16 protein-coding genes, 2 tRNA genes and 2 rRNA genes are annotated in these 23,377 nt (G+C 57.7%); 12 read left to right on the top strand and 8 right to left on the bottom strand.

Annotated features, from left to right (window positions below; translation table 11 throughout):
* Window positions 1-15 precede the first annotated feature (15 nt).
* The 6 genes from ACA043_RS03505 to aptA all read right to left on the bottom strand — a co-directional run bounded on the left by ACA043_RS03505 (window position 16) and on the right by aptA (window position 8,507).
* Window positions 16-2,909: ribosomal RNA gene (locus ACA043_RS03505) — 23S ribosomal RNA — on the bottom strand.
* Between the two features lie 250 nt (window positions 2,910-3,159).
* A tRNA-Ala gene (locus tag ACA043_RS03500) sits at window positions 3,160-3,235 on the bottom strand.
* A 31-nt stretch (window positions 3,236-3,266) separates the two neighbouring features.
* Window positions 3,267-3,343 (bottom strand) — tRNA-Ile (locus ACA043_RS03495).
* Between the two features lie 82 nt (window positions 3,344-3,425).
* Window positions 3,426-4,962, bottom strand: a 16S ribosomal RNA gene (locus ACA043_RS03490).
* The 16S and 23S rRNA genes sit together here with 2 tRNA genes alongside, the layout of an rRNA operon.
* 626 nt (window positions 4,963-5,588) lie before the next feature.
* Window positions 5,589-7,082, bottom strand: coding sequence for a CoA-acylating methylmalonate-semialdehyde dehydrogenase (locus ACA043_RS03485; protein ID WP_497658625.1), 1,494 nt, complete (start codon window positions 7,080-7,082; stop codon window positions 5,589-5,591).
* 75 nt (window positions 7,083-7,157) lie between these two features.
* Entirely contained in the window at window positions 7,158-8,507 is a 1,350-nt protein-coding gene (gene aptA, locus ACA043_RS03480) for an omega-aminotransferase AptA (protein ID WP_497658624.1), read from the bottom strand.
* 138 nt (window positions 8,508-8,645) lie between these two features.
* Here aptA and ACA043_RS03475 point away from each other — a divergent pair, with 138 nt between their 5' ends.
* From ACA043_RS03475 to ACA043_RS03445, 7 genes are all read left to right on the top strand, one after another.
* Window positions 8,646-9,566 (top strand): LysR family transcriptional regulator, encoded by a 921-nt coding sequence (locus tag ACA043_RS03475; protein ID WP_187681304.1) that lies wholly within the window; start codon window positions 8,646-8,648, stop codon window positions 9,564-9,566.
* A 123-nt stretch (window positions 9,567-9,689) separates the two neighbouring features.
* Window positions 9,690-11,078 carry a uracil-xanthine permease family protein gene (locus tag ACA043_RS03470; protein ID WP_497658623.1) on the top strand — a complete coding sequence of 463 codons (1,389 nt, stop codon included), beginning with the start codon at window positions 9,690-9,692 and terminating at the stop codon, window positions 11,076-11,078.
* A gap of 89 nt (window positions 11,079-11,167) precedes the next feature.
* Window positions 11,168-11,818: a TetR/AcrR family transcriptional regulator gene (locus ACA043_RS03465; RefSeq protein ID WP_489880621.1), complete on the top strand. Its 651-nt coding sequence runs from the start codon at window positions 11,168-11,170 to the stop codon at window positions 11,816-11,818.
* 7 nt (window positions 11,819-11,825) lie between these two features.
* Window positions 11,826-12,407, top strand: coding sequence for an IMPACT family protein (locus tag ACA043_RS03460; RefSeq protein WP_401268713.1), 582 nt, complete (start codon window positions 11,826-11,828; stop codon window positions 12,405-12,407).
* Window positions 12,408-12,944: 537 nt separating this feature from the next.
* On the top strand, window positions 12,945-14,492 hold the full coding sequence (locus ACA043_RS03455) for an ABC transporter ATP-binding protein (protein ID WP_497658622.1): 1,548 nt from the start codon (window positions 12,945-12,947) through the stop codon (window positions 14,490-14,492).
* Window positions 14,493-14,505: 13 nt separating this feature from the next.
* The gene (locus ACA043_RS03450) at window positions 14,506-15,612 is read left to right on the top strand and encodes an ABC transporter permease (protein ID WP_187681309.1); all 1,107 of its coding nucleotides are present in this window, start codon (window positions 14,506-14,508) and stop codon (window positions 15,610-15,612) included.
* Window positions 15,612-16,538 (top strand): ABC transporter permease, encoded by a 927-nt coding sequence (locus ACA043_RS03445; RefSeq protein ID WP_187681310.1) that lies wholly within the window; start codon window positions 15,612-15,614, stop codon window positions 16,536-16,538. The genes ACA043_RS03450 and ACA043_RS03445 overlap by 1 nt, the downstream gene beginning before the upstream one ends.
* 17 nt (window positions 16,539-16,555) lie before the next feature.
* On the opposite strand, the gene ACA043_RS03440 is transcribed toward ACA043_RS03445, so the two are convergent.
* Window positions 16,556-17,005: a hypothetical protein gene (locus ACA043_RS03440; RefSeq protein WP_497658621.1), complete on the bottom strand. Its 450-nt coding sequence runs from the start codon at window positions 17,003-17,005 to the stop codon at window positions 16,556-16,558.
* A gap of 83 nt (window positions 17,006-17,088) precedes the next feature.
* Between ACA043_RS03440 and ACA043_RS03435 the strand changes: the two genes are divergently transcribed.
* The 3 genes from ACA043_RS03435 (at window position 17,089) to ACA043_RS03425 (ending at window position 19,752) form a co-directional block, all read left to right on the top strand.
* Window positions 17,089-17,445, top strand: a complete 357-nt coding sequence (locus ACA043_RS03435; RefSeq protein WP_187681311.1) for a MerR family transcriptional regulator — start codon at window positions 17,089-17,091, stop codon at window positions 17,443-17,445.
* Between the two features lie 17 nt (window positions 17,446-17,462).
* Entirely contained in the window at window positions 17,463-18,149 is a 687-nt protein-coding gene (locus ACA043_RS03430; protein ID WP_497616341.1) for an SDR family oxidoreductase, read from the top strand.
* Between the two features lie 244 nt (window positions 18,150-18,393).
* Window positions 18,394-19,752 (top strand): 8-oxoguanine deaminase, encoded by a 1,359-nt coding sequence (locus tag ACA043_RS03425; RefSeq protein ID WP_187681134.1) that lies wholly within the window; start codon window positions 18,394-18,396, stop codon window positions 19,750-19,752.
* A gap of 52 nt (window positions 19,753-19,804) precedes the next feature.
* On the opposite strand, the gene ACA043_RS03420 is transcribed toward ACA043_RS03425, so the two are convergent.
* Window positions 19,805-20,896 (bottom strand): calcium:cation antiporter, encoded by a 1,092-nt coding sequence (locus ACA043_RS03420; protein ID WP_497616339.1) that lies wholly within the window; start codon window positions 20,894-20,896, stop codon window positions 19,805-19,807.
* A 231-nt stretch (window positions 20,897-21,127) separates the two neighbouring features.
* Between ACA043_RS03420 and ACA043_RS03415 the strand changes: the two genes are divergently transcribed.
* Window positions 21,128-22,201, top strand: coding sequence for a BMP family ABC transporter substrate-binding protein (locus ACA043_RS03415; protein ID WP_497658620.1), 1,074 nt, complete (start codon window positions 21,128-21,130; stop codon window positions 22,199-22,201).
* 142 nt (window positions 22,202-22,343) lie between these two features.
* The gene (locus tag ACA043_RS03410; RefSeq protein WP_497658619.1) at window positions 22,344-23,309 is read left to right on the top strand and encodes a 2-oxoglutarate and iron-dependent oxygenase domain-containing protein; all 966 of its coding nucleotides are present in this window, start codon (window positions 22,344-22,346) and stop codon (window positions 23,307-23,309) included.
* Window positions 23,310-23,377: the final 68 nt, after the last annotated feature.

Here is a 23,377-nt window from a genome sequence, read left to right as displayed (position 1 = left end):
TTGCTTGGGTGTTATATGGTCAAGCCTCACGGGCAATTAGTATTGGTTAGCTCAACGCCTCACAGCGCTTACACACCCAACCTATCAACGTCGTAGTCTTCGACGGCCCTTCAGGGAACTCAAGGTTCCAGTGAGATCTCATCTTGAGGCAAGTTTCCCGCTTAGATGCTTTCAGCGGTTATCTTTCCCGAACATAGCTACCCGGCAATGCCACTGGCGTGACAACCGGAACACCAGAGGTTCGTCCACTCCGGTCCTCTCGTACTAGGAGCAGCCCCTCTCAAATCTCAAACGTCCACGGCAGATAGGGACCGAACTGTCTCACGACGTTCTAAACCCAGCTCGCGTACCACTTTAAATGGCGAACAGCCATACCCTTGGGACCGGCTTCAGCCCCAGGATGTGATGAGCCGACATCGAGGTGCCAAACACCGCCGTCGATATGAACTCTTGGGCGGTATCAGCCTGTTATCCCCGGAGTACCTTTTATCCGTTGAGCGATGGCCCTTCCATACAGAACCACCGGATCACTAAGACCTACTTTCGTACCTGCTCGACGTGTCTGTCTCGCAGTCAAGCGCGCTTTTGCCTTTATACTCTACGACCGATTTCCGACCGGTCTGAGCGCACCTTCGTACTCCTCCGTTACTCTTTAGGAGGAGACCGCCCCAGTCAAACTACCCACCATACACTGTCCTCGATCCGGATAACGGACCTGAGTTAGAACCTCAAAGTTGCCAGGGTGGTATTTCAAGGTTGGCTCCACGCGAACTGGCGTCCACGCTTCAAAGCCTCCCACCTATCCTACACAAGCAAATTCAAAGTCCAGTGCAAAGCTATAGTAAAGGTTCACGGGGTCTTTCCGTCTAGCCGCGGATACACTGCATCTTCACAGCGATTTCAATTTCACTGAGTCTCGGGTGGAGACAGCGCCGCCATCGTTACGCCATTCGTGCAGGTCGGAACTTACCCGACAAGGAATTTCGCTACCTTAGGACCGTTATAGTTACGGCCGCCGTTTACCGGGGCTTCGATCAAGAGCTTCGCGTTAGCTAACCCCATCAATTAACCTTCCGGCACCGGGCAGGCGTCACACCCTATACGTCCACTTTCGTGTTTGCAGAGTGCTGTGTTTTTAATAAACAGTCGCAGCGGCCTGGTATCTTCGACCGGCATGAGCTTACGGAGCAAGTCCTTCACCCTCACCGGCGCACCTTCTCCCGAAGTTACGGTGCCATTTTGCCTAGTTCCTTCACCCGAGTTCTCTCAAGCGCCTTGGTATTCTCTACCCAACCACCTGTGTCGGTTTGGGGTACGGTTCCTGGTTACCTGAAGCTTAGAAGCTTTTCTTGGAAGCATGGCATCAACCACTTCGTCATCTAAAAGATGACTCGTCATCAGCTCTCGGCCTTAGAATCCCGGATTTACCTAAGATTCCAGCCTACCACCTTAAACTTGGACAACCAACGCCAAGCTGGCCTAGCCTTCTCCGTCCCTCCATCGCAATAACCAGAAGTACAGGAATATTAACCTGTTTTCCATCGACTACGCTTTTCAGCCTCGCCTTAGGGACCGACTAACCCTGCGTCGATTAACGTTGCGCAGGAAACCTTGGTCTTTCGGCGTGGGTGTTTTTCACACCCATTGTCGTTACTCATGTCAGCATTCGCACTTCTGATACCTCCAGCAAGCTTCTCAACTCACCTTCACAGGCTTACAGAACGCTCCTCTACCGCATCATCCTAAGATGATACCCGTAGCTTCGGTGTATGGTTTGAGCCCCGTTACATCTTCCGCGCAGGCCGACTCGACTAGTGAGCTATTACGCTTTCTTTAAAGGGTGGCTGCTTCTAAGCCAACCTCCTAGCTGTCTAAGCCTTCCCACATCGTTTCCCACTTAACCATAACTTTGGGACCTTAGCTGACGGTCTGGGTTGTTTCCCTTTTCACGACGGACGTTAGCACCCGCCGTGTGTCTCCCATGCTCGGCACTTGTAGGTATTCGGAGTTTGCATCGGTTTGGTAAGTCGGGATGACCCCCTAGCCGAAACAGTGCTCTACCCCCTACAGTGATACATGAGGCGCTACCTAAATAGCTTTCGAGGAGAACCAGCTATCTCCGAGCTTGATTAGCCTTTCACTCCGATCCACAGGTCATCCGCTAACTTTTCAACGGTAGTCGGTTCGGTCCTCCAGTTAGTGTTACCCAACCTTCAACCTGCCCATGGATAGATCGCCCGGTTTCGGGTCTATTCCCAGCGACTAGACGCCCTATTAAGACTCGCTTTCGCTACGCCTCCCCTATTCGGTTAAGCTCGCCACTGAAAATAAGTCGCTGACCCATTATACAAAAGGTACGCAGTCACCCAACAAAGTGGGCTCCCACTGCTTGTACGCATACGGTTTCAGGATCTATTTCACTCCCCTCTCCGGGGTTCTTTTCGCCTTTCCCTCACGGTACTAGTTCACTATCGGTCAGTCAGTAGTATTTAGCCTTGGAGGATGGTCCCCCCATATTCAGACAAAGTTTCTCGTGCTCCGTCCTACTCGATTTCATGACTAAGAGATTTTCGCGTACAGGGCTATCACCCACTATGGCCGCACTTTCCAGAGCGTTCCGCTAATCTCAAAGCCACTTAAGGGCTAGTCCCCGTTCGCTCGCCACTACTAAGGGAATCTCGGTTGATTTCTTTTCCTCAGGGTACTTAGATGTTTCAGTTCCCCTGGTTCGCCTCTTGCACCTATGTATTCAGTACAAGATAACCATCTTATGATGGCTGGGTTCCCCCATTCAGACATCTCCGGATCAAAGTCTGTTTGCCGACTCCCCGAAGCTTTTCGCAGGCTACCACGTCTTTCATCGCCTCTGACTGCCAAGGCATCCACCGTATGCGCTTCTTCACTTGACCATATAACCCCAAGCAATCTGGTTATACTGTGAAGACGACATTCGCCGAAAATTCGATAATACTCAATTCAGAGTAACTCACAAATTTTACCTTAGCCTGATCCGTTACCAGTGAAAGTAACGTTCAGTCTATCTTTCTATCACATACCCAAATTTTTAAAGAACGATCTAATCAAAGACTAGAAATCAACATTCATCATCACATCGATGGAATGCTCATTTCTAAGCTTTCAAAACTTCAGAAGCAGTAGTGGTGGAGCCAAGCGGGATCGAACCGCTGACCTCCTGCGTGCAAGGCAGGCGCTCTCCCAGCTGAGCTATGGCCCCGTATTCTCTACAGGCGTTTCCCACACAAAATTGGTGGGTCTGGGCAGATTCGAACTGCCGACCTCACCCTTATCAGGGGTGCGCTCTAACCAACTGAGCTACAGACCCAATTTCGGGCTGCTTCTTATCGTCTTCTTCAATGAATCAAGCAATTCGTGTGGGAACTTATGGAGCAGCTGATGTCGTCGATTAAGGAGGTGATCCAGCCGCAGGTTCCCCTACGGCTACCTTGTTACGACTTCACCCCAGTCATGAATCACACCGTGGTAACCGTCCTCCCGAAGGTTAGACTAGCTACTTCTGGTGCAACCCACTCCCATGGTGTGACGGGCGGTGTGTACAAGGCCCGGGAACGTATTCACCGTGACATTCTGATTCACGATTACTAGCGATTCCGACTTCACGCAGTCGAGTTGCAGACTGCGATCCGGACTACGATCGGTTTTATGGGATTAGCTCCACCTCGCGGCTTGGCAACCCTTTGTACCGACCATTGTAGCACGTGTGTAGCCCAGGCCGTAAGGGCCATGATGACTTGACGTCATCCCCACCTTCCTCCGGTTTGTCACCGGCAGTCTCCTTAGAGTGCCCACCATTACGTGCTGGTAACTAAGGACAAGGGTTGCGCTCGTTACGGGACTTAACCCAACATCTCACGACACGAGCTGACGACAGCCATGCAGCACCTGTCTCAATGTTCCCGAAGGCACCAATCCATCTCTGGAAAGTTCATTGGATGTCAAGGCCTGGTAAGGTTCTTCGCGTTGCTTCGAATTAAACCACATGCTCCACCGCTTGTGCGGGCCCCCGTCAATTCATTTGAGTTTTAACCTTGCGGCCGTACTCCCCAGGCGGTCAACTTAATGCGTTAGCTGCGCCACTAAGAGCTCAAGGCTCCCAACGGCTAGTTGACATCGTTTACGGCGTGGACTACCAGGGTATCTAATCCTGTTTGCTCCCCACGCTTTCGCACCTCAGTGTCAGTATCAGTCCAGGTGGTCGCCTTCGCCACTGGTGTTCCTTCCTATATCTACGCATTTCACCGCTACACAGGAAATTCCACCACCCTCTACCATACTCTAGCTTGTCAGTTTTGAATGCAGTTCCCAGGTTGAGCCCGGGGATTTCACATCCAACTTAACAAACCACCTACGCGCGCTTTACGCCCAGTAATTCCGATTAACGCTTGCACCCTCTGTATTACCGCGGCTGCTGGCACAGAGTTAGCCGGTGCTTATTCTGTCGGTAACGTCAAAACACTAACGTATTAGGTTAATGCCCTTCCTCCCAACTTAAAGTGCTTTACAATCCGAAGACCTTCTTCACACACGCGGCATGGCTGGATCAGGCTTTCGCCCATTGTCCAATATTCCCCACTGCTGCCTCCCGTAGGAGTCTGGACCGTGTCTCAGTTCCAGTGTGACTGATCATCCTCTCAGACCAGTTACGGATCGTCGCCTTGGTGAGCCATTACCTCACCAACTAGCTAATCCGACCTAGGCTCATCTGATAGCGCAAGGCCCGAAGGTCCCCTGCTTTCTCCCGTAGGACGTATGCGGTATTAGCGTTCCTTTCGAAACGTTGTCCCCCACTACCAGGCAGATTCCTAGGCATTACTCACCCGTCCGCCGCTGAATCCAGGAGCAAGCTCCTCTCATCCGCTCGACTTGCATGTGTTAGGCCTGCCGCCAGCGTTCAATCTGAGCCATGATCAAACTCTTCAGTTCAAACATCTTTGGGTTTTTAAGAAACCCTAAACTTGGCTCAGCAATCGTTGGTTACATCTTTGATTTCTCGCGGAGTAACTTGTGATGCTGATAATCTTGTTGACTATCAGTCTGACTCCACAAGCACCCACACGAATTGCTTGATTCAGTTGTTAAAGAGCGGTTGGTTAAGATCTTTCGTCTCAACCGAGGCGCGCATTCTACAGCAGCCTCATTTGCTGTCAAGTGATTATTTTCAGAAGTTTTCGAAGAATTCTTCAACAACTTCAACCACTTGCGCTTCCGATCTCTCGTTAGCGGGAGGCGAATTCTACAGCGTTACTCGCTGTTGTCAACACCTCTTTTTCTCCGCTTTCGACCGAGAAGATCGAACCGTTAAAAGAGCCAAACATCACCGCCCTTTCAACTCCTTCCAGGCTTCGATGAACTGAAGCAACCCGCTGTCGAAAACCGTATAACTCATTGAATCTCAAGGAGTTTTCCGTTTCGACTGCGCCGGAAGTGGGGCGAATTATAGACTTCCAGAATCTGCCGTCAACACCTATTTTCATAATTCTGTCATATCGGTCAAAAAAGCCCGAAAACACGAAGGCCGACCCTGAGGTCGGCCTTCTCATCCCCTCTACTTACAAGCTAGGGAAGGCGAATTGCGATGCTTCATGGCTTGCACGCTGCGGCCAGCGCTGGGTGATGGCCTTGCGAAGGGTATAGAAGCGCACGCCATCCGGACCATAAGCATGAAGGTCGCCGAACAGCGAACGCTTCCAGCCGCCGAAGCTGTGATAAGCCACCGGTACCGGCAGCGGCACGTTGACGCCAACCATGCCGACTTCGATCTCGTCACAGAACAGACGTGCCGCTTCACCGTCACGGGTGAAGATGCAGGTGCCATTACCGTATTCGTGATCGTTGATCAGTTGCATCGCCTCTTCCAGGCTGTTGACGCGAACAACACACAACACCGGCCCGAAGATCTCTTCTTTATAGATGCGCATCTCAGGGGTGACGTTGTCGAACAGGCAGCCACCGAGGAAGAAGCCTTCTTCATGACCGGCGACGCTCAGACCACGACCGTCAACCACCAGGGTCGCGCCCGCCGCCACGCCGTCATCGACATAACCGCTGACCTTGTCACGCGCCTGACCGGTGACCAGCGGCCCCATATCCAGACCACACGAAGTACCGGCACCGATTTTCAGCGCCTTGATCTGCGGCACCAGTTTGGCCACCAACGCATCCGCCACCTGGTCACCGACGCACACCGCCACCGAGATCGCCATGCAACGCTCGCCGCAGGAACCGTAAGCCGCGCCCATCAGTGCGCTGACCGCGTTGTCCAGATCGGCATCTGGCATCAGCACCGCGTGGTTCTTCGCCCCGCCCAAGGCCTGAACGCGTTTGCCGCGCTTGGTGCCTTCGGCGTAGATGTATTCGGCAATCGGCGTCGAACCGACGAAGCTCAGTGCTTTGACTTCCGGTGCTTCGATCAGCGCGTCGACCGCAGTCTTGTCGCCATGCACCACGTTCATCACGCCTTTCGGCAGACCGGCTTCCAGCAGCAACTGAGCAATCAGCAGCGTGGAGCTTGGATCACGCTCGGACGGCTTGAGGATGAAGCAGTTGCCGCAGACGATCGCCAGTGGATACATCCACAGCGGCACCATGGCCGGGAAGTTGAATGGCGTAATACCAGCCACCACGCCCAGCGGCTGGAAGTCCGACCAGGCATCGATATTCGGGCCGACGTTGCGGCTGTACTCGCCCTTGAGGATTTCCGGGGCGGCGCAGGCGAACTCGACGTTCTCGATACCGCGCTTCAGCTCACCAGCTGCGTCTTCGAGCGTCTTGCCGTGCTCTTCGCTGATCAATTGCGAGATGCGCGCTTCGTTCTGCTCCAGCAGTTGCTTGAAGCGGAACATCACTTGGGCACGTTTGGCCGGCGGTGTGTTGCGCCACGCTGGAAAAGCAGCCTTGGCGGCATCGATGGCTTTCTGAATGGTTGCCTGGCTGGCCAGTGGCAACTTGTGGATCGCCTGACCCGTGGACGGGTTGAACACATCTACCGCGCGACCGTTCTCGGTCACCAGTTCGCCATTGATCAAATGCGGGATAACGCTCATCGAAAACTCCTGAATTCTTGTCAACGGATGCCCACCGGGGGCACCCGCAATTTGTAGGTATATATAGAAGGAAAATCAGTCGAGCTTGTTCAGCACTTCGCCGACCGCGTCGAACAGACGATCAAGGTCTTGCGGCTTGCTGTTGAAAGTTGGGCCGAACTGCAGGGTGTCGCCGCCGAAGCGCACGTAGAACCCGGCTTTCCAAAGGGCCATGCCCGCTTCGAACGGACGCACGATCGCGTCGCCGTCACGATGGGCAATCTGGATCGCACCGGCCAGACCGTAGTTACGAATGTCGACGACGTTCTTCGAACCTTTCAAGCCATGCAGCGCGTTCTCAAAGTGCGGCGCGACTTCGGCCACGCTCTGCACCAGATTTTCCTTTTGCAGCAGGTCGAGTGCCGCCAGGCCAGCGGCGCAAGCCACCGGGTGCGCCGAATAGGTGTAACCGTGGGGGAATTCCACAGCGTATTCCGGGGTCGGCTGATTCATGAAGGTCTGGTAGATCTCGGAGCTGGCAATCACCGCGCCCATCGGGATCGCACCGTTGGTGATTTGCTTGGCGATGCACATCAGGTCCGGGGTGACGCCAAAGCTGTCGGCGCCGAACATCGAACCGGTGCGGCCAAAGCCGGTGATCACTTCGTCGAACACCAGCAGGATGTTGTGCTGATCGCAGATTTCGCGCAGACGCTTCAGATACCCCTGAGGCGGAACCAACACGCCAGCGGAACCGGCCATTGGTTCAACGAACACGGCTGCGATGTTCGACGCATCATGCAGTTCGATCAGCTTCAACAGCTCATCAGCCAAAACAATGCCACCCTGCTCCGGCATGCCACGGGAGAACGCATTGCTCGCCAGCAAAGTGTGCGGCAGGTGATCGACGTCCATCATCGCCTGACCGAACATTTTGCGGTTGCCGTTAACGCCACCGAGGCTGGTGCCGGCGATGTTCACACCGTGGTAGCCACGGGCACGGCCGATCATTTTGGTTTTGGTCGCCTGACCTTTCAGGCGCCAGTAGGCACGCACCATTTTCACCGCAGTATCGGCGCACTCGGAGCCGGAGTCGGTGAAGAACACGTGGTTCAGGTTACCCGGGGTCAGGTCGGTGATTTTCTCGGCCAGCTGGAACGATAGCGGATGGCCGTACTGGAAGCCCGGCGAATAGTCGAGAGTACCCAGTTGTTTGGAGACTGCTTCCTGGATTTCCTTGCGGGTGTGCCCGGCGCCGCAGGTCCACAGACCGGACAGCGAATCGTAGATCTTGCGGCCCTTGTCATCGAACAGCCAGCTGCCTTCGGCCCCAACAATCAAACGCGGATCGCGCTGGAAGTTGCGGTTGGCGGTGTACGGCATCCAGTGCGCGTCCAGCTTCAGTTGGCTGGCCAGTGGCGACGGAGCGGTTTCAGGCATGTTCATCGGGCAAAACCTCGCAGGGCATAAGCGTCAGGGAGATAGAAAGCGTTGTTGCAGCTAAATTGCCACGCGGATAAAGTCGGTGAAATCCAACACTTCTAACCTTCAGTTAGAACATCACTAAACTTTGAGCGATCAAGCATGAGCAGCCGCCGTCCCGATCCGCTGGCCCAGGTCAGTGACTTTGATATTCGCCTGCTGCGGATTTTTCGCAGCGTTGTGGAATGTGGGGGGTTTTCAGCGGCGGAAACCGTGCTCGGCATTGGTCGATCGGCAATCAGCCAGCAGATGAGCGATCTGGAACAACGCCTCGGCCTGCGCCTGTGCCAACGCGGCCGCGCCGGATTCTCGCTGACCGAAGAAGGTCGCGAGGTCTACCAGTCAGCCCTACAGCTATTGAGTGCGCTGGAAAGTTTCCGCACTGAGGTCAACGGTCTGCACCAGCACTTGCGCGGTGAGTTGATCATCGGTCTGACCGACAACCTCGTCACCCTGCCCCACATGCGCATCACCCACGCCCTCGCCCAGTTGAAGGAACGCGGGCCGGACGTGCAGATTCAAATCCGCATGATCGCCCCCAATGAAGTCGAACAAGGCGTGCTCGATGGTCGGTTACATGTCGGTGTGGTGCCGCAGGCCAGTGCGCTTTCCGGCCTGGAATACCAACCGCTGTACAGCGAACGCTCGCTGCTTTACTGCGCGGTCGGTCATCCGCTGTTTTATGTCGATGACAAGCAACTGGATGACGAGCGCCTGAATAGTCAGGATGCGATTGCCCCGACGTTCCGGTTGCCGGCGGACATTCAGGCGCATTACCAGGCGCTCAATTGCACCGCCAGCGCCTCCGACCGCGAAGGCATGGCGTTTCTGATTCTGACCGGGCGCTACATCGGTTACCTGCCGGATCACTACGCCAGCCTTTGGGTGCAACAGGGCCGCTTGCGTGCACTCAAGGCGCAGACGCGTTTTTATGACTTGAGCCTCGCATCGGTCACGCGCAAGGGCCGGCGCCCCCATTTGGTGCTGGAAAGCTTTCTGGAGAGTCTGGCGGCGACGCGTTGAAAATCCTGCAAGGCCCAGCCACGTTGGGCCTCACAGATTAATCAGGCGAATAACCTGAGCAAGTGGACAGCTTTTTGCAAAGCAGGATCAACCTCGATCCTCCAAACAAGAAGCGCCCCACCCATGCAGCCAGATACCGAACCGAACAGCGATCTGATCTACGGCCTCAACGACCGTCCGAAACCACCCGGCGCGATCCTCGCCGCCCTGCAACATGTGCTCGCCAGTTTCGTCGGCATCATCACCCCGCCACTGGTGATCGGCTCGGCACTCGGGCTGACCGCACATTTGCCTTATCTGATCAGCATGGCGCTGATGGTTTCCGGTGTCGGCACGTTTATTCAGGCGCGTCGGCCGTTCGGCATCGGTGCCGGGATGATCTGTTTACAAGGCACCAGTTTCGCCTTTCTCGGCGCGGTGCTGTCGGCGGGTTTTCTGGTCAAACAGCGTGGCGGCAGCCCGGAGGACATTCTGGCGATGATCTTCGGCGTGTGCTTTTTCGGCGCGATTGTGCAGATCGTCCTCAGCCGCTTCATTGGCCAGTTGCGCCGCGTCGTTACGCCTCTGGTGACGGGGATTGTCATTACGCTGATCGGTATCAGCCTGATCAAGGTCGGCATCACCGATCTGGGCGGCGGCTTCAATGCGCCGGACTTTGGCGCGCCGGGTAATCTGGCGCTGGGTGTATTTGTTTTATTGACGATCATTCTGCTCAACCGCTCAAACACACCTTGGGTGCGGCTTTCGGCGATCATCATCGGCCTGGTGCTCGGCAGTCTGGCGGCGTGGTTCAGTGGGAAACTGGTGCCGCAGCCATTGCCTGACCTGCCACTGGTGAGTTTTCCCACACCATTCAAGTTCGGATTCAGCTTCGACTGGACGGCTTTCCTGCCGGTCGCGCTGATTTATCTGATCAGCACCATCGAAACCGTCGGCGACCTCACCGCCAATTGCATGCTCGCTCGCCAGCCAATCAGCGGTCCTTCTTATATAAGCCGCTTGCGTGGCGGCGTGCTCGGTGATGGCGTGAGCTGCATGATCGCCGCGACATTCAGCGCATTCCCCAACACCACGTTTGCGCAGAACAATGGCGTGATCCAGTTGACCGGGGTTGCCAGTCGCTATGTCGGGTTGTACATCGGCGCCATTCTGTTTTGCCTCGGTCTGTTTCCAATGATCGGCGCGGTACTGCAACAGATTCCGAAACCGGTGCTCGGCGGTGCGACGCTGGTGATGTTCGGTGCGGTCGCCGCTGCTGGCGTGCGCATCCTCGCGCAGTCGCCGCTGGATCGGCGCAGCATGTTGATCATCGCCACCTCGTTCGGCGTCGGCCTGGGCATCGCCGCGCAACCGAACCTTTTGCACCTGCTGCCGAAACTGGTGCAAAACCTGTTCGACTCGGCGATCACCAGCGGTGGGCTGACAGCGATCATCCTTTGCCTGCTGCTCCCGGAAGCCAAACCGGAGGCCGCAGAAGCGCATGCACCGCTGAACAAGATCGAACAGGCGTAACGGTTTTATCGCTTGAGGACTTGTCGGATGCCTGTGGGTGCGCTATCAACGCAACTGGTTGCACCCACAGACAAATCCCGGAAGTGCCTATGACCTTTGAAGTCCCAGCTCACGGCGGCAAGCCCGCCAGCCGCATTCGTCAGAAGAACGAAGAGACCATCCTCAAAGCCGCCGAAGACGAGTTCGCCCGTCACGGGTACAAAGGCACCAGCATGAACACCATCGCCCAGAATGCCGGGTTGCCCAAGGCGAATCTGCATTACTACTTCACCAACAAACTCGGTTTGTATGTGGCGGTGCTGAGCAACATCATCGAGCTGTGGGACAGCACCTTCAACACCCTCACGGCCGAGGACGATCCGGCCGAAGCGCTGACCCGTTATATCCGCGCCAAGATGGAATTCTCCCGCCGTCAGCCGCAAGCCTCGCGCATTTTCGCGATGGAAGTGATCAGTGGTGGCGAATGCCTGACTGAATATTTCAATCAGGACTACCGCGCCTGGTTCACCGGACGGGCCGCCGTGTTCCAGGCGTGGATCGATGCCGGCAAGATGGACCCGGTGGACCCCGTACACCTGATCTTCCTGCTGTGGGGCAGCACCCAGCATTACGCCGACTTCGCCACGCAGATCTGCCGGGTCAGCGGTCGCAGCAAGTTGACCAGGCAGGACATGGAAGACGCCGGTAACAACCTGATCCGTATCATCCTCAAAGGCTGCGGCCTCACTCCTTCTATATAAGACGTTTATGCCTTTCACCCTCAGCGGTCTTTGCGAGTACCGCGAAGAGATTCGCAAAAGCCGCTTCATCACCTTCGCCGCACCGATCGGCAGCCCCGCCGACGCGCAGGCATTCTTCGAACAACACAGCGACTTGAACGCCTCGCACAATTGTTGGGCGTGGAAACTCGGCGATCAGTACCGCAGCAATGACGACGGCGAACCCGGCGGCACGGCCGGGCGACCGATTCTGGCGGCGATCGAAGCGCAGGATTGCGATCAGGTCGCGGTGCTGGTGATCCGTTGGTATGGCGGCATTCAACTGGGTACTGGTGGGTTGGCCCGGGCCTATGGCGGCGGCGCGAACAAGTGCCTGCAAACGGCGGCGAAGGTCGAGTTGATCAGTCGCGTGCCGTTGAGTTGCGCCTGTGGGTTTGCCGAGTTGGCGTTGGTGAAGTTGCGGGTGGCGGATCTCGGCGGGTTGGTGGTGGAAGAGAATTTCACCGCCAATGGCGTTGAATTGCAGTTGGCGGTAGGTGAGGCGCAGATCGACATCCTGCAAACCCAGCTCGCCGATTTGAGCCGTGGGCGAATTCTGCTCCAGCGTTAGAAGGCTGCGATCTTTTAGGGCATCCACCCAATCTGTTATTCCAATGAGTTGCCCACACCTGCTGTGCACCCGACTGTGGATAACCTGAGCACATAACGCTGTAACCCTTCTGTCACGTGGCTTTGCGCGGTTTGTTCACTTTTCGCTCAATTCGTCCGACCAAGTATAAATTTCAAACAGAAACAATCAGTTAGCGTGGTTTATCACCATTAGAAGAAAGCACCGCAGTGCTTATGCCCGGGTTTGCGGCTTGCGCACAATAACTGTGGAACAACCTGTGGATAACCCGTTCATGGCTGGCGCAGTCGCAGGTTCTGCATAGGCCCGACTCTTTTGCTCGTTTTTTGATCAACTGACCACGGGCAAAACTGGAGCCTGATCAACGGCTTTGCTCTCAATTGGTGCCGGCCACTACTACGATTCAGGCCGGGATGCTCTGCAATCGAGGCGCTGGAACAACGGTTGCGCGAGTTCCTGACTCAATGGCCAGGAAATTGCTTTATCCACAGGCACAACTCCAAGCCAGTCGAGCCTGTCATGCCCTCCCCAGATACAACGCCGCGCCTGCATCTGCGCCAAATCAGCAAACGCTATCCCGGTTGCCTGGCCAACGACGCCATCGACCTGAACATCGCACCGGGTGAAATCCACGCGCTGCTCGGTGAAAACGGCGCGGGCAAAAGTACGCTGATGAAGATCATCTACGGCGTGACCCAGGCCGATTCGGGCGAAATGCTCTGGCAAGGTCAGCGGGTGAATATTCGCAACCCGGCGCAGGCGCGGCAGTTGGGGATCGGCATGGTGTTCCAGCATTTCTCGCTGTTCGACACCCTCAGCGTGGCGCAAAACATTGCACTGGCCATGGGTGTCAAGGCCGGCACGCCGAAACAACTTGAGCCGAAGATTCGCGAAGTTTCGCGTCGTTACGGCATGGCGCTGGAGCCGGAACGACTTGTCCACAGCCTGTCGATTGGCGAGCGGCAACGGGTAGAAATCATTCGCTGCCTGATGCAGGACATTCGTCTATTGATCCTCGATGAACCGACTTCGGTGCTGACACCGCAAGAGGCCGACGAACTGTTCATCACTTTGCGTCGCCTCGCCGCCGAGGGCTGCAGCATTCTGTTTATCAGCCACAAACTCGGTGAAGTCCGCGCGTTGTGCCACAGCGCGACGGTGCTGCGCGGTGGACGCGTAGCCGGGCATTGCGTTCCGGCAGAGTGCTCGGATCAGCAACTGGCGCAGTTGATGGTCGGCGAAGCGGCGGCGTTGATCGGTGATTATCCAAAGGTCAGCGGCGGCGCGGCGTTTTTGCAAGTCAGTGGCTTGAACTGGCACAACCCGGATCCGTTTGGTTGCTCGCTGGCGGATATCGACTTGCAAGTGCGCAGCGGTGAAATCGTCGGCATCGCCGGGGTTGCGGGCAATGGTCAGGATGAGTTGCTCGCCCTGCTCAGCGGCGAACAAACGCTGCCGCGCGCCGAGGCGGCGACGATTCGCTTCGGTGAACAATCTGTCGCCGATTTACGCCCTGATGCACGGCGCAAACTCGGTCTGGCGTTCGTGCCCGCCGAGCGCCTCGGCCATGGCGCGGTGCCGGAGTTGAGTCTGGCGGACAACGCCCTGCTCACGGCCTTCCAACAAGGATTGGTCAGTAACGGCCTGATCCAGCGCGGCAAGGTCGAAGCCCTCGCGCAACAAATCATTCAACGCTTTGGCGTAAAAACCCCGGACACGCAAACCGCTGCGCGCAGTCTGTCGGGCGGCAATTTGCAGAAATTCATTCTGGGCCGGGAAATCCTCCAGCAACCGAAACTGTTGATCGCCGCGCACCCGACCTGGGGCGTGGACGTCGGCGCTGCCGCCACCATTCACCGCGCACTGATTGCGTTGCGCGATGCCGGTGCGGCGATTCTGGTGATTTCCGAAGACCTCGACGAACTGTTCCAGATCAGCGACCGCCTCGGCGCGTTGTGCGGCGGGAAGATATCTGCACTGCACAACACGGCGGACACCCAACTGAGCGATGTCGGCGGCTGGATGGCCGGCCAGTTCGATGCCCCTCAACAACACGCCACGGTTTAACGGAGTTTTCAACATGCTGCTTTCCCTCGAACCCCGTGGCCAGCAATCGCGCCTGATGCTCTGGTGCTCGCCGTTGTTGGCGGCTGCGCTGACGCTCGGTTGCGGCTCGCTGCTGTTTATCGCGCTCGGCCACGACCCGCTGCAAACCTTGCACACCTTGTTGATCGCGCCGGTGAGCGACTTGTACGGCGTGTCGGAATTGCTGGTCAAAGCCCTGCCGATTCTGCTCTGCGCACTGGGGTTGGCGGTGGCGTATCAGGCGCGGATCTGGAACATCGGCGCCGAAGGTCAACTGCTGCTCGGCGCATTGGCCGGCAGTGCCTTGGCGGTGAACATCATCGATATGCAAAGCCGTTGGGCGCTGGTGCTGATTCTGCTCACCGGCACCCTCGCCGGCGCTGCGTGGGCCGGGCTGACGGCGTGGCTGCGCACGCGCTTCAACGCCAACGAAATCCTCACCAGCATCATGCTCAATTACATCGCACTGAACCTGCTGTTGTTCTGCGTCCACGGGCCGTTGAAAGACCCGGCTGGCTTCAACTTTCCCGAGTCGGCGATGTTCGGCGATGCCAGTCGATTACCGCTGTTGATGGAGGATGGCCGCGTGCATGCCGGGGTGTATTTCGCCCTGCTCGCACTGGTTGCGGTGTGGGTGTTGTTGCAGAAAAGCTTTGTCGGTTTCCAGATCAAAGTGCTCGGGCTGGATAAGCGCGCGGCGGGGTTTGTCGGCTTTCGCGAGAAGCGCTTGATCTGGCTGGCGCTGTTGATCAGCGGTGGGTTGGCGGGGCTGGCCGGGGTCTGCGAAGTCACGGGGCCGATCGGCCAACTCGTGCCGCAAGTGTCGCCGGGTTATGGCTATGCGGCGATCACCGTGGCGTTTCTCGGGCGGCTCAATCCGCTCGGGATTCTGTTTTCCAGTCTGCTGATGGCGCTGCTGTACATCGGTGGCGAGAGTGCGCAGATGAGCCTGAATCTGCCGCAAGCGATTACCCAACTGTTCCAGGGAATGATGCTGTTTTTTCTGCTGGCCTGTGACGTGCTGATTCTCTATCGGCCACGGCTGAAACTGCGCTGGACGCGGCGCACCTCGACCACCGCCGTAACCGCCGGAGCGCTGTGATGGATATCGATCTGCTGAGCAATATTTTCTACGCCATGGTGCGTTGCGGTACACCGCTGCTGTTGGTGGCGTTGGGTGAACTGATCTGCGAGAAGAGCGGCGTGCTCAACCTTGGGCAGGAAGGGATGATGCTGTTCGGCGCGGTCATCGGTTTTATTGTCGCGCTGAACAGCGGCAACCTGTGGCTCGGCGTGTTATTGGCGATGCTCGCGGGGATGTTGTTGTCGTCGCTGTTTGCTCTGGTGGCGCTGGTGTTCAACGCCAATCAGGTGGCGACCGGTCTGGCGCTGACCATTTTTGGCGTGGGCCTGTCGACGTTTGTCGGGGCGGCGTGGGTCGGTAAACCGCTGGCGGGATTTGAGCCAATGGCGATTCCGTATCTGAGTGACATTCCGCTGATCGGGCGGATGCTGTTTGCGCAGGATCTGCTGGTGTATCTGTCGTTCGCGCTGTTTGCGCTGGTGGCGTGGGTGATCATCAAAAGCCGTGTCGGGCTGATCATTCAAGCGGTTGGCGAGAACCCGGATGCGGCCAGTGCGATGGGCTTGCCGGTGTTGACCGTGCGCACGTTGGCGGTGCTGTTTGGCGGGGCGATGGCGGGGTTGGCCGGGGCTTATCTGTCGCTGGCGTATACGCCGATGTGGGCCGAGAACATGACCGCCGGGCGGGGCTGGATCGCGCTGGCACTGGTGGTGTTCGCCAGTTGGCGAGTGTGGCGGTTGTTGCTCGGGGCGTATCTGTTTGGCCTCGCCAGCATCCTGCACCTGGTGGCGCAGGGGTTGGGGCTGGCGATTCCGTCGAGTTTGCTGGCGATGCTGCCGTATGTCGCGACGATTGTGGTGCTGGTGTTGTTGTCGCGTGATGCGGTGAGGACACGGTTGTATGCACCGGTGTCGCTGGGGCAGCCTTGGCAGGCAGGGCATTAATTGTTTTCTGAGCGGGCCTATTCGCGAGCCGGCTCGCTCCCACAGTAAACCGCATTCCCCTGTGGGAGCGAGCCTGCTCGCGAAAGCGTACTGACAGGCAATACCTGAGTAATGCCCCACGCCAGTTCGAAGACCAGAAAAACAATCAAAATTGAACTGGCGCCCTGCAGCAAGGCATATCCCTGCCAAGCCGCAAACAGAAATCGCGCCACCGCGTCATACCGTCCATAAAGCGCCTGCGGATCCCGAATCCGCAGCACTGCCCACACACAAACCACCGAGCCCAACAGATTCGCCATCAACATGTGCACCGGTTGGAATGCCGGCAGTTCGCCAGGGAAATCCAGCGCGGTTAACAGCTCATGTAAAACAGCAAAACTCCACGGCGTAACAAACGCCGCCGTGACGATCAGGTCATACCAGGCACTGCCGCGCACCACGTTTCGATACTGGGTTGCCGTCCACATCATCCATGCTCCAGAAATTTGAGGAGCAACCACGGTAAAGCCTGGAGTATGCTCCAGGGTCAAGCCCTATTGAGTGCAGCACAATGCGCATCGGTGAGTTAGCCCAAGCCAGCGCCGTCAGCCGCGACACGCTGCGTTTCTACGAGCAGCGCGGATTGATCGCGGCGCAACGCAGTGCCAACGGTTATCGCGACTACCCGTCGGAGATGGTGCAACTGGTGCTCTACATCAAGACTGCGCAACGACTGGGCTTTACCCTCGGCGAGATCGGCGCCAGCGTTGCCGCGTTGTGGAACGCTCCCGATCCGGAAAACGCCGTGGCGCAATTGCTGCGCGACAAACTGCAACTGATCGAAACCCGCATGAGTGAACTCGACGCCTTGCGTCAGGAGTTGCAACTACGGCTCGGTCAGGCGTGTCCATTGAATCCTGAACTCTGACTTTCAAGGAACCCATCATGTCCCAGGCAAAAAACGCACTGATCATCGGCGCCTCCCGTGGCTTGGGTCTCGGTTTGGTGAAAACCCTGCTGGCCGATGGCTGGCAAGTGACGGCCACGGTGCGCAATCCGCAAAAAGCCGAGGCGTTGCAAGCGCTGGGCAAGGTGCGCATCGAGAAGCTCGACATGGATGACCAGCAAGCAGTGATCGCCCTGAGTCAACAACTCAAAGGTGAAACCTTCGACCTGCTGTTCGTCAACGCCGGAGTCAAAGGCCCGGACGTGCAAACCCCGGGCGGCGCGACACTGGCTGAAGTCGGGAAATTGTTTTTCACCAACGCCGTGGCACCGATCAATCTGGCCCAGCGCTTTGTCGGGCAGATTCGCGACGGCAGCGGCGTGCTGGCGTTCATGAGTTCGAGGCTGGGCAGCGTGACTACGCCTGACGAGCCGGAACTGGCGCTGTATAAAGCGAGCAAGGCTGCGCTGAACTCGATGACCAACACCTTTGTGAGCCAACTGGGCGAGCAGAAACTGACCGTGCTGTCGCTGCATCCGGGTTGGGTGAAGACGGACATGGGCGGCGAAGGCGCCAACGTTGATGTCGAGACCAGCACGCGCGGCCTGGTTGATCAGGTGAATGCGTATACCGGCAAGGGCGGGCATCACTTTGTGAACTACAAGGGTGAAACCATTCCCTGGTAAGCACACAAATCTCCCTGTAGGAGCTGCCGAAGGCTGCGATCTTTTGATTTTAAAAAACAGGATCAAAAGATCGCAGCCTTCGGCAGCTCCTACAGGGGATCGTGGTGTCCTGTCGGGTGGGGGTTGCCCATAAAGCGGTTTTGTTTGAAACTCCGCACCTCGTCCCCGCGACGACCCTGGATCAGCAGACAGGGCAACACTGAGCTGGCAACCCTGAACCCCATTTTCAGAGGAGCCGGCCACAATGCCTGCCATCCGTACCTGGTTAAAAAATCCCCTCGCCATTTTCACGTCCAACGAGCTCGATGCCCGTGGCGGTCTGGTGCTGCAAGACGGTGTGATCGTCGAAGTCCTCGCTGCCGGTCAGCAGCCGTCCGCGCCATGCAATGAAGTGTTCGACGCCCGCGAACACGTGATCCTGCCGGGCCTGATCAACACGCATCACCACTTCTACCAAACCCTCACTCGCGCTTGGGCGCCCGTGGTCAATCAGCCGTTGTTTCCGTGGCTGAAAACCCTGTACCCGGTGTGGGCGCGCCTGACCCCGGAAAAACTCGCCCTCGCGACGAAAGTGGCTTTGGCTGAATTGCTGCTGTCGGGCTGCACCACCGCCGCCGACCACCATTACCTATTCCCGGACGGTCTGGAAAACGCCATCGACGTGCAAGTCGAAACCGTGCGTGAACTGGGCATGCGCGCCATGCTCACCCGTGGTTCGATGAGCCTCGGCGAGAAGGACGGTGGCCTGCCGCCGCAGCAGACCGTGCAGGAAGGTCAGGTGATTCTCGACGACAGCCAGCGCCTGATTCACGAGTACCACGAGCGCGGTGACGGCGCGCAGATCCAGATCGCTTTGGCGCCGTGCTCGCCGTTTTCGGTGACGCCGGAAATCATGTCGGCCAGCGCCGAACTGGCGAACAAACTCGACGTGCGCCTGCACACGCACCTGGCCGAAACCCTCGATGAAGAAGATTTCTGCCTGCAGCGTTTCGGCCTGCGCACCGTGGATTATCTGGACAGCGTCGGCTGGCTCGGCCCGCGCACCTGGCTGGCCCACGGCATCCACTTCAACCCGGACGAAATCGCCCGCCTCGGTCAGGCGGGCACCGGCATTTGCCACTGCCCGAGTTCGAACATGCGCCTGGCTTCCGGCATTTGCCCGAGTATCGACCTGACCGACGCTGGTGCGCTGTTTGGCCTGGGCGTCGACGGTTCGGCGTCCAACGATGCGTCGAACATGATCCTTGAAGCGCGTCAGGCGCTGTACATCCAGCGCCTGCGTTACGGCGCCGAAAAGATTACTCCGGAACGTGTTTTGGGCTGGGCAACCAAGGGTTCGGCGAGCCTGTTGGGGCGTACCGACATTGGCGAACTGGCGGTGGGCAAGCAAGCGGATCTGGCGTTGTTCAAGCTCGATGAACTGCGTTTCTCGGGTAGCCATGATCCGATTTCGGCGTTGCTGTTGTGCGGCGCAGATCGGGCGGATCGGGTGATGATTGGTGGTAAGTGGCGTGTCATCGATGGTCAGGTTGAAGGGCTGGATCTGAAAGGCCTGATTGCCGATCACAGCCAAGCTGCTCGCCAGTTGATTGCTGGTACCTGATCTTTCCCAATCTGATCGTTCCCACGCTCTGCGTGGGAACGATCATCCGTCGTTAGAGGCCCAGCAAGGACAACATGATAAACGTCGCAAACAACACGAAGTGCGTCATGCCCTCAATGGCATTGGTCTCGCCGTCATTGAGGTTGATCGCGCTGACGATCAGCGTCAGGAAAATCATCACCGTCTGCACCGGTGTCATCGCCATCTGAAACGGCTGGCCGGTATACAGCGCCATCGCCTCCATCACCGGCACAGTCAGGATCACCGTCGACAGTGACGCGCCCATCGCAATATTGACCACCGACTGCATGCGGTTGGCCAATGCGGCGCGCAACGCGGTCAAAATTTCCGGCGCGGCCGAGATCGCCGCCACCAGAATCGCCGTGATCACCGGCGGCGCCCCCGTGCCTTCCAGGCCCAGATCGAGGGTCTTGGACATCACCTCGGCCAGTGCGCCGATCACCACTACACCCGCGACCAGAATGCCGATAGACAGCGCCAGGCTGACCGGTTTCGGCTCCTGTTCCGCCGGCTCTTTTTTGCGGCGTTTGTCCGGGTAGCTGTAGCTGAAAAAGTAGCTGTGCGGGCCGACCTGCATGCGCAGGAACAACGCGTAAAGCACCACCATCGCGCCGATGGTGAACGCCGAATAAATCTTCCAGTTGGCCTCGGGAATGAACTCCGGCACCACCATCGACACGCCCATGGCGGTGAGGATCATCACGCTGTAGCTGCGCGCCGAATCATCGTTGTAGGACTGCTCGCCGTGCTTGATCCCGCCCATCAGCGCGGCGAGGCCGAGGATGCCGTTGATGTCGAGCATCACTGCGGAATAGATGGTGTCGCGCACCAGGGTCGCCGAGGCTTCGTTGCTCATCATGATCGCCAGGATCACCACTTCCACCAGCACGGCGGCCAGGGTGAGGATCATCGTGCCGTAAGGATCGCCGACTTTTTCCGCCAACAGTTCAGCTTGATGGGCGACACGCATCGAGGCGGCGACGATGAAAGCGATCAGTACCAGACCTGAAATCAGCGCGACCATCTGGCCGCTGTGCAGCATCCAGTGTTCCAGTGGATAAGCGACGAGTGCGGCGAGCAGGGCCAGCACAAGAAAGCTTTCTTGCTTGAGGATTGAGAGCATTGCGGGCCTTTTTACCGAAGAGTGCGAATGAGCTACTGACTGCGGGGCGGCGCTAACGTTTCGTTACACCTTAGCGCACCAGTGGATGGCAGCTGGTTTCAGGCATGCACTTTTATTGGCCTTGCCGGCCTGCTCGCGAAGGCCGTTATGCGGTTTCGTGACGTTTGTTGTCCTGTTGGTCAGCAATTTGCATTGGTGCTGACCACACACAACAAAATGGAGCTCCAATTCATGCAAATACGTCCGCTGCACAAACTGCTGTGCGCCGCTATCGGTCTGGGGATCAGCCTGAGCGCCAGCGCTGCCGATCCGCTGAAGGTCGGTTTCGTCTACATCGGCCCGATCGGCGACCACGGCTGGACGTATCAGCATGAACAGGGGCGCAAGGCGCTGGCGGAGAAGCTCGGCTCAAAGATCACCACCAGCTACGTGGAGAACGTTGCCGAAGGCGCCGACGCCGAGCGGGTGATCCGCAACATGGCCAAGGACAAGTACGACCTGATCTTCACCACATCTTTCGGCTACATGAACCCGACGCTGAAAGTCGCCAAGCAATTTCCCAAAGTGACCTTCGAACACGCCACCGGTTACAAGCAGGACAAGAACCTCGGCACCTATCTGGCGCGCACTTACGAGGGCCGCTACGTCGGCGGTTTCCTCGCGGCAAAGATGACCAAGACCAAGAAGATCGGCTATGTCGCCTCGTTCCCGATTCCGGAAGTGATCCGCGACATCAACGCGATTCAACTGGCCCTGAACAAGTACAACCCCGGCACCGAGATCAAAGTGGTGTGGGTCAACTCGTGGTTCGATCCAGGCAAGGAAGCCGATGCTGCCAACGCATTGATCGACCAGGGTGTCGACGTGGTGTTCCAGCACACCGACAGCCCGGCACCGATTCAGGCGGCCGAACGCCGTGGGGTGTACGCGGTGGGGTATGCCTCGGACATGGCGCACTTCGGCCCGAAAGCGGTGCTGACCTCGATCGTCAACGACTGGGCGCCGCACTACATTCAGGCGACACAAAGCGTCATCGACCATACCTGGAAGTCTCAGGATTACTGGGGCGGGCTGAAAGAAGGCACGGTTGAATTGCCGATCAGCGATCTGGTGCCGGCGCCGGTAAAAGCCGAGGCCGAGCAGATCATTGCCGACATCAAGAGCGGCGCGTTGCAACCGTTTACCGGGCCGATCAAGGATCAGGCCGGGGTCGAGAAAATTCCGGCGGGTGTGAGTGCGACCACGGCGGAACTGGCGTCGATGAACTATTACGTGGAAGGGATGAAGGCCGAGATGCCGAAGTAATTTTTACTCACTACACAAAACCCTGTGGGAGCGAGCCTGCTCGCGAAAGCGGTGTGTCATTGAACAAAGATGTTGCCTGACACGCCCTCTTTGCGAGCAGGCTCGCTCCCACATTGGAAACTCACCGCCCCAAGGATTGTGTATGGATCAGCTTCCCATCATCGACATCAGCCCGCTCTACAGCGACAACCAGAACGCCTGGCCCGCCGTGGCCGAACAGATCGACCTCGCCTGCCGCGAATGGGGCTTTTTCTACATCAAGGGCCATCCGATTGCCCCTCAACGCATCGACGAGTTGCTCGACCACGCGCAGCGCTTCTTCGCCCTGCCCGCCACCGAAAAACTTCAGATCGATATCACCCAGACCCGCCACCATCGCGGCTACGGCGCCATCGCCACCGAACAACTCGACCCGGATAAACCCAGCGACCTGAAAGAAACCTTCGACATGGGCCTGCACCTGCCGGCGAACCATCCTGAGGTGCTGGCAGAAAAACCCTTGCGCGGGCCGAACCGCCATCCTGCGCAAGCGGGATGGGAAACCTTGATGGAGCAGCATTACCTCGACATGCAGGCCCTCGCGCAAACGTTGCTGCGCGCCATGACCATTGCCCTCGGCATTGAACGTGATTTCTTCGACAGCCGTTTCAATGAGCCTGTCAGTGTGTTGCGGATGATCCATTACCCGCCACGCCACACCGCCAGTTCCGCCGAACAGCAAGGTGCCGGCGCGCACACCGATTACGGCTGCATCACCCTGCTCTATCAGGACAGCGCCGGTGGCCTGCAAGTGAAGAACGTCAACGGTGAATGGATCGATGCGCCGCCGATTGACGGCACCTTCGTGGTCAACCTCGGCGACATGATGGCGCGCTGGAGCAACGACCGTTATCGCTCGACGCCACATCGGGTGAACAGCCCGCTCGGGGTGGATCGCTATTCGATGCCGTTCTTCGCCGAACCGCACCCGGACACTCGCATCGAATGCCTGCCCGGTTGCCAGGACGCACAGCACCCGGCGAAATATCCGACCACCACTTGCGCCGAATTCCTGCTGTCGCGCTTCGCCGATACCTACGCCTATCGGCGGGAACAGGAAGCGGTGTGACGGATCGGTTGGTCAGGTTTTGCCAATTGTTTCGGCGAGCATCTGTAGAATGCCGCCATTGCACCTGA

It is taken from the genome of Pseudomonas sp. LBUM1648 (genome assembly GCF_059716145.1).
The sequence above is the reverse complement of the archived record's forward strand: the minus strand, read 5'-3'. Positions and strand labels throughout refer to the sequence as shown.

What these genes read in the sequence shown, in the direction of transcription:
- ACA043_RS03420 (WP_497616339.1), bottom strand. Translation starts at nt 20,896, where the DNA reads ATGCTCTCAATCCTCAAGCAAGAAAGCTTTCTTGTGCTGGCCCTGCTC.
- ACA043_RS03465 (WP_489880621.1), top strand. Translation starts at nt 11,168, where the DNA reads ATGACCTTTGAAGTCCCAGCTCACGGCGGCAAGCCCGCCAGCCGCATT.
- ACA043_RS03475 (WP_187681304.1), top strand. Translation starts at nt 8,646, where the DNA reads ATGAGCAGCCGCCGTCCCGATCCGCTGGCCCAGGTCAGTGACTTTGAT.
- ACA043_RS03430 (WP_497616341.1), top strand. Translation starts at nt 17,463, where the DNA reads ATGTCCCAGGCAAAAAACGCACTGATCATCGGCGCCTCCCGTGGCTTG.
- aptA (WP_497658624.1), bottom strand. Translation starts at nt 8,507, where the DNA reads ATGAACATGCCTGAAACCGCTCCGTCGCCACTGGCCAGCCAACTGAAG.
- ACA043_RS03425 (WP_187681134.1), top strand. Translation starts at nt 18,394, where the DNA reads ATGCCTGCCATCCGTACCTGGTTAAAAAATCCCCTCGCCATTTTCACG.
- ACA043_RS03440 (WP_497658621.1), bottom strand. Translation starts at nt 17,005, where the DNA reads ATGTGGACGGCAACCCAGTATCGAAACGTGGTGCGCGGCAGTGCCTGG.
- ACA043_RS03485 (WP_497658625.1), bottom strand. Translation starts at nt 7,082, where the DNA reads ATGAGCGTTATCCCGCATTTGATCAATGGCGAACTGGTGACCGAGAAC.
- ACA043_RS03470 (WP_497658623.1), top strand. Translation starts at nt 9,690, where the DNA reads ATGCAGCCAGATACCGAACCGAACAGCGATCTGATCTACGGCCTCAAC.
- ACA043_RS03435 (WP_187681311.1), top strand. Translation starts at nt 17,089, where the DNA reads ATGCGCATCGGTGAGTTAGCCCAAGCCAGCGCCGTCAGCCGCGACACG.
- ACA043_RS03455 (WP_497658622.1), top strand. Translation starts at nt 12,945, where the DNA reads ATGCCCTCCCCAGATACAACGCCGCGCCTGCATCTGCGCCAAATCAGC.
- ACA043_RS03450 (WP_187681309.1), top strand. Translation starts at nt 14,506, where the DNA reads ATGCTGCTTTCCCTCGAACCCCGTGGCCAGCAATCGCGCCTGATGCTC.
- ACA043_RS03415 (WP_497658620.1), top strand. Translation starts at nt 21,128, where the DNA reads ATGCAAATACGTCCGCTGCACAAACTGCTGTGCGCCGCTATCGGTCTG.
- ACA043_RS03410 (WP_497658619.1), top strand. Translation starts at nt 22,344, where the DNA reads ATGGATCAGCTTCCCATCATCGACATCAGCCCGCTCTACAGCGACAAC.
- ACA043_RS03460 (WP_401268713.1), top strand. Translation starts at nt 11,826, where the DNA reads ATGCCTTTCACCCTCAGCGGTCTTTGCGAGTACCGCGAAGAGATTCGC.
- ACA043_RS03445 (WP_187681310.1), top strand. Translation starts at nt 15,612, where the DNA reads ATGGATATCGATCTGCTGAGCAATATTTTCTACGCCATGGTGCGTTGC.